Here is a 5,241-nt window from a genome sequence, read left to right as displayed (position 1 = left end):
GTATTATAACAACAAACAAACAACTTAAACTGTACTATAAGGAGGATCAAGACATGCAAGCAAACCAAACAAATTCATTGACGATCGATTCCGTTACTCATTGCCCCGAATGTGGTGAAACACATGTCGACCATTCAAATTCCTATCTATTGGAATGCGATCGCTGCCTTTCCAAACGCGAAGACTAATCGACCGAAATATGAGGAGGAATCATGATGCAAACTAAAAACCCTATGGAGTTTTTCAGGAACCTGCCACCTAAACAATGTACGGAGTGCGGAACCACCATCACCGAGCAAGCTGAATCGTATCTCTTGGAATGCGATCATTGCCTTTCCAATCGCGAAGACTAATCGACCGAAATATGAGGAGGAATCATGATGCAAACTAAAAACCCTATGGAGTTTTTCAGGAACCTGCCGCCTAAACAATGTACGGAGTGCGGAACCACCATCACCGAGCAAGCTGAATCGTATCTCTTGGAATGCGATCACTGCCTTTCCAAACGCGAAGACTAATCGACCGAAATATGAGGAGGAATCATGATGCAAACTAAAAACCCTATGGAGTTTTTCAGGAACCTGCCGCCTAAACAATGTACGGAGTGCGGAACCACCATCACCGAGCAAGCTGAATCGTATCTCTTGGAATGTGATCATTGCTTATCCAAAAAAGATGAGTATTGAAAAAGGATGCTGACATCCCATTGCCATATCCCCTATTATGATGTCAGCATTTCCCCCTCCATTCATCAGTATATGAGCTCCCATTTCATTTACCATGCCAAAAAGGATGTCCCTTGGACACCCTTCATGTTTATTTCACTTCCCCATATATTTATTCACATAATTCCCAGTGACGTCCCTGCTGCTGTACTGAAGGAAGTCCAATGCAAAAATCATGAATTCCAGGCCGAGACGCTTATCCGATCGCATGAAATCGGAGCCTAACAGTTTCTCTAGCTTTTCCAGTCTATGATATAGAGTTTGCCTTACAATGAATAGTTGTTTGGAAGTTTCCTGTTTAGATCCGTTACATGCAAGATATGACTTCAGGGTAGGCATTAACTCGCCATTGTTTTGCTTGTCATATTCAATGACAGGACCTAGGTACTCGTGCACCGTTTCCTCCAGGTTTCCATGTTTATTCAAGAGCGAAATCATGCGATGCATATGTAAGTCCTGATAAAAAATGCTCCTGTTCTCTTCTGGTAAACTATCTTGAAGCAGCAGGGTCTCGCGTGCCGTTTCATAGCTTTTATAAATCTCGTTTAATCTTTGTACATGCTTTCCAAAACCCATCGAAAGCTGCCCCATACGATTCCGGCTGCCCAGATCCATTTTCATCATGCGATCCACTGCGCTTGTCACCCTCGATTTCCAATCTTCAGATGAGCGATTGTCTCCTAATATGAACACAAGCTGCTGGTGAATTTCCATGGAAAAAACATGAAATCCATACTGTTCAAACACCGTCCTAAACATGATCTTAAAATAGGTTCCATCCAATTTGGCAGCACTTTTATTATTCCTTGAATGCTGTTTGCAAATGCAAACCATTCCGCCACCTAGCTGCATCTTCGGATCGATATAGGAAAGCCTCTCCCGGATCGCTTCATCGCCAATCTCCCCTTCGATCCAGTCGGTCAGCCATTTACTCTCTTCCGACATTTTCTTCTCTTCTATATATAATTCCCTTAATAGATGCTGTGCCAGCGCTGTAGCCGTCCTATCCAAAATAAGCGAATCAAAGTCCGTCAGCTCTCTATCATCACTATATATGTACAGTTCCGCATAATTCTCACCGAGCACTTGAATCGCCTGTTTAAGCAACGTTTTGTTCAGTTTCGTTTTTTCATCATAATCGTCCGCTATCATTTGATAGGTTAATTCTTTCTTGGTTCTTGGAATGGTCGCTATGTCATTTTCATTAAAGATCAGAATGACCTGTACATTCAAATAACTATGGAGAAATTTTAGAATTTGTTCATAATGGTCCATTTCGAGGAGATTTTTATTTAACTGCTGGGAGTAGTTTTCTAAGTTGGAGATCATCTGGTATTGTTTATTGATGATTAAGGTGTGGATATCCTGTGTGATTTTCACAAAAGGCACTTCTTCATGAAATAGGATGATAGGGAATTGGTGTTCATTTGCAAGATCGATGGCGCTTTGCGGCACTGTCAGCATGTTGGAGCCCATTTCTATACAAAGTCCGGCAGCGTTGCATTCAATCAATTGCTTTAAATAGGAAAGAAATGTGTCATCGCATTTTTTCCAACCCAAGCCGGTGGTCAGAATCAATTCGTTTCCATTTAACAAATGGCTGATTTGGGTGACTTCCATACAGTGGACCCACTTCACCTGACGCTTTATTCCACTGCTTCCAGCAATTATATCGGTCAGGTTGAAATACTTTCGCATAAGAATTTCCTCGATCGTAATCGACGTATTCATCCATTCACATCCTTTCCTTTTATAAAACTGCTTTAAAACCTATTATAAACGGACGTTCTTCAAATCTCCAGTACTTGTCAGAAAATCTAACGTCAAAATTCTACAAAAGTCTTGCCTTTTCCATCTCCCTACTCTGCTTTCCTATCCTTTAAATCTTAAAAAATGACGGTACAAAAAAAAAGGACCCATTCATCGAGGAATAGGCCCAGGAAAGTTAACTATTTCATGTTCAATTCAACTTCCTGAAAAGCAATGTAGAGAAGTATTTTCTTCCTTCAGGGGTTTTGATATTCAACTGCTTCCATTCCTGTTTCGTCCCCTCGATCAATTCAAAATCGAGAAACGCACCACTTAAATTTTCCGAAACCCGGGTGATTCGATATCCTCTTTCAAGCAAGAAATCGATTTGCTCCCTTTCCAGGCGATACTCTTGATATTCGGACATTTGCACTCCCCCTTTTTTTATACGTTTTCCCCGCCAGTTGCAGCCGTAATGACCATGTCTTCTTCAGATTCTAAATCTATCTTCCAATCCCTCCCCACTGATATGCCCAGATATTTCTCATCACTGGGATCAATGATTTCAGCTTGTTCATATTTGTTGAACCACCAAAACTTAGCCAATACATAATAGCTTGCACCGCCAAGGACAAAACCGATGATAAATGAGTAATTCGCATAAATCGTGGCACCGATTCCACCAATCACCCAAGAAATGATTCCTGCCCAATTCACTCCATTTAAGTATCTATATTGCCCATCAGCTTCATAGAGATCTTCTACATGAACCCGCCTTTTGCGGAGTAAATAATAATCAGCTACAAGTATACCGACAATGGACGCCAGGATTCCGCCAATGATCAATAAAACTTCTATTATGATACCGAACAGGCTCCATGGCTGAACAACTATCCCGATGACCCCCGCTACAACAACCCCAGCCCAAAATGGCATCCTCGGACCCATGACATTGGAAAAAATAGTAGCTGCGGGAATGACATTGGCTGTCGTATTCGTCGACCATTGAGCAAAAACGATCATGATCAAAAGGACCCCGAGTGCCATTCCGCTTGCCGATCCCTGTATGGCAACTACAGGGTCATAATTGGAAACGGCCATATAAGAAACAGCTCCGATGATGACCATAAACGTTTGAGTGATGGGATAGGTGATAATATTCCCAATGATTTGCCCTTTATTGCGCTTGAACCAGTTTTTTTCATTTTTCGGTGCCTTTATAAAACGGGAGAGTGTCGGCATATCAGCCGTCAACGTCCCCCAAAAGCCCATATTTGCCATGATGACGACCATGAATGCTGTCCCCGCGGCCCCGCCGCTTACCGGGCTTTCGATCCAGGTCCATACTTCCCTGCCTTGGGCTATAGCTTGATCGGAAAGGGTGAAATACATCCAGCCGGAAATCAAAATGATAACGGGCGCTGCCAAGTCGGCAAACCGTTCTATCGACTTGATCCCCATTGCCGTGTTCACCAATTGTAAAACGGCAAAAACGAGGAAGCAGATGAACCAATTATCAAAATCAAAGAGGGTTGCAAAGATGGCATTCATTGCAGTCGCCCCAAAGTAGGTGTTAAGGCCAAACCAGCATGAAGCGACAAACCCCCGCACAACCGAGGGAATGTGGGTGCCGATCGTTCCGAAAGGAGCCCTCATGTAGACTGGGAATGATATGCCATGCTCCACTCCAATATCTCCTGTCATTGTCATCAAAAAACCGAGAACCACACAGGCGATGACCGTTGCAAGCACGACCCAGCCCAGGGATAAACGTTGGACGCCGTTCCCGCCAATCGCGAAGGCAGCCAACACCACTGCCATCCCCACCCAAATGAACCCAAATCCGGCTGCACTTATGTTTTTCTCATTATGAGGTATGGGCAGCAAATCGGGAGACTTTAGATAATCTTTCTTCACACTCATGGAAAAATCCCCCTCTATCCATTTGCCTTCATTTTACCGAAGTTTCAAACCGGCAGCTTTTTTCCTGAAGCGGACTTCAAATCCGCATTGTATTTTGCCCTTTTCAGGAATTGCCCTTTTCCTGCCTCACCTACAAACTGTTTATTTTTAATCACAAACTCCCCTCTGGAAAGGACCGATACTGGTTCTCCAGTAATCTCCATGCCTTCAAAGGCATTATAATCCACCGCCATATGATGTGTATCGACGGATAGCGTCCTTTCCGCCTCCGGATCAAAAATGACGATATCGGCATCCGACCCTACAGCAATCGTCCCCTTTTTCGGGAATAATCCAAAAAGCTTGGCCGCACGTGTAGAAGTCACGTCGACGAATTGATTCAAGGTGATGCGCCCTTTCTTGACCCCTTCGGAAAAAACGATGCTCATGCGGTCTTCAATCGTGGGGCCGCCATTCGGTATTTTCGTAAAATCATCTCTTCCTAAATCCTTCTGACCTTTGAAATCGAAGGAGCATTGATCGGAACCTACCGTTTGCAGCTGACCCATTTTCAAGGCATTCCATAGCACTTCCTGATTCTTCTTCTCCCTTAACGGTGGTGACCACACATATTTCGATCCCTCGAAATGGGGCTTTTCAAGATAAGACTGGTCCAAAACCAAGTATTGCGGACAAGTCTCGCCCCAAATATCAACCCCTTTATTTCTTGCCTCGGTGATCTTTTCTACCGCATCTGCACAAGTGACATGAACGACATAGAGCTGCCCGTTCGCCATCTCCGTCAATTTTGCGGCCCGCCCAGTAGCTTCCCCCTCAAGCTCGGGAGGCCTTGTTAGCGCATGGT

7 protein-coding genes and 1 pseudogene are annotated in these 5,241 nt (G+C 43.9%); 4 read left to right on the top strand and 4 right to left on the bottom strand.

Annotated features, from left to right (window positions below):
• Positions 1-101 precede the first annotated feature (101 nt).
• The 4 genes and pseudogenes from CVN76_RS31895 to yhfH (CVN76_RS20585) form a co-directional block, all read left to right on the top strand.
• Positions 102-188 (top strand): annotated as a pseudogene (locus CVN76_RS31895) (protein YhfH); the annotation flags it as partial.
• 24 nt (positions 189-212) lie between these two features.
• On the top strand, positions 213-353 hold the full coding sequence (gene yhfH, locus CVN76_RS20595) for a protein YhfH (protein WP_442857592.1): 141 nt from the start codon (positions 213-215) through the stop codon (positions 351-353).
• Between the two features lie 24 nt (positions 354-377).
• Entirely contained in the window at positions 378-518 is a 141-nt protein-coding gene (gene yhfH, locus CVN76_RS20590; RefSeq protein WP_442857550.1) for a protein YhfH, read from the top strand.
• 24 nt (positions 519-542) lie between these two features.
• A complete protein-coding gene (yhfH, locus tag CVN76_RS20585) occupies positions 543-686 on the top strand; it encodes a protein YhfH (RefSeq protein ID WP_442857525.1) in 144 nt (47 codons plus the stop codon).
• A 135-nt stretch (positions 687-821) separates the two neighbouring features.
• On the opposite strand, the gene CVN76_RS20580 is transcribed toward yhfH (CVN76_RS20585), so the two are convergent.
• From CVN76_RS20580 to CVN76_RS20565, 4 genes are all read right to left on the bottom strand, one after another.
• Positions 822-2,456 (bottom strand): PucR family transcriptional regulator, encoded by a 1,635-nt coding sequence (locus CVN76_RS20580; protein ID WP_100532855.1) that lies wholly within the window; start codon positions 2,454-2,456, stop codon positions 822-824.
• A 229-nt stretch (positions 2,457-2,685) separates the two neighbouring features.
• Complete coding sequence (locus CVN76_RS20575; protein ID WP_057915016.1) at positions 2,686-2,901, bottom strand: hypothetical protein; 216 nt, start codon at positions 2,899-2,901, stop codon at positions 2,686-2,688.
• A gap of 17 nt (positions 2,902-2,918) precedes the next feature.
• On the bottom strand, positions 2,919-4,397 hold the full coding sequence (locus tag CVN76_RS20570; RefSeq protein ID WP_100532854.1) for an NCS1 family transporter: 1,479 nt from the start codon (positions 4,395-4,397) through the stop codon (positions 2,919-2,921).
• Between the two features lie 44 nt (positions 4,398-4,441).
• On the bottom strand, positions 4,442-5,241 hold an 800-nt coding region (locus tag CVN76_RS20565), incomplete at its 5' end, for an amidohydrolase family protein (protein WP_157805731.1).

It is taken from the genome of Bacillus sp. mrc49 (genome assembly GCF_002803435.1).
The sequence above is the reverse complement of the archived record's forward strand: the minus strand, read 5'-3'. Positions and strand labels throughout refer to the sequence as shown.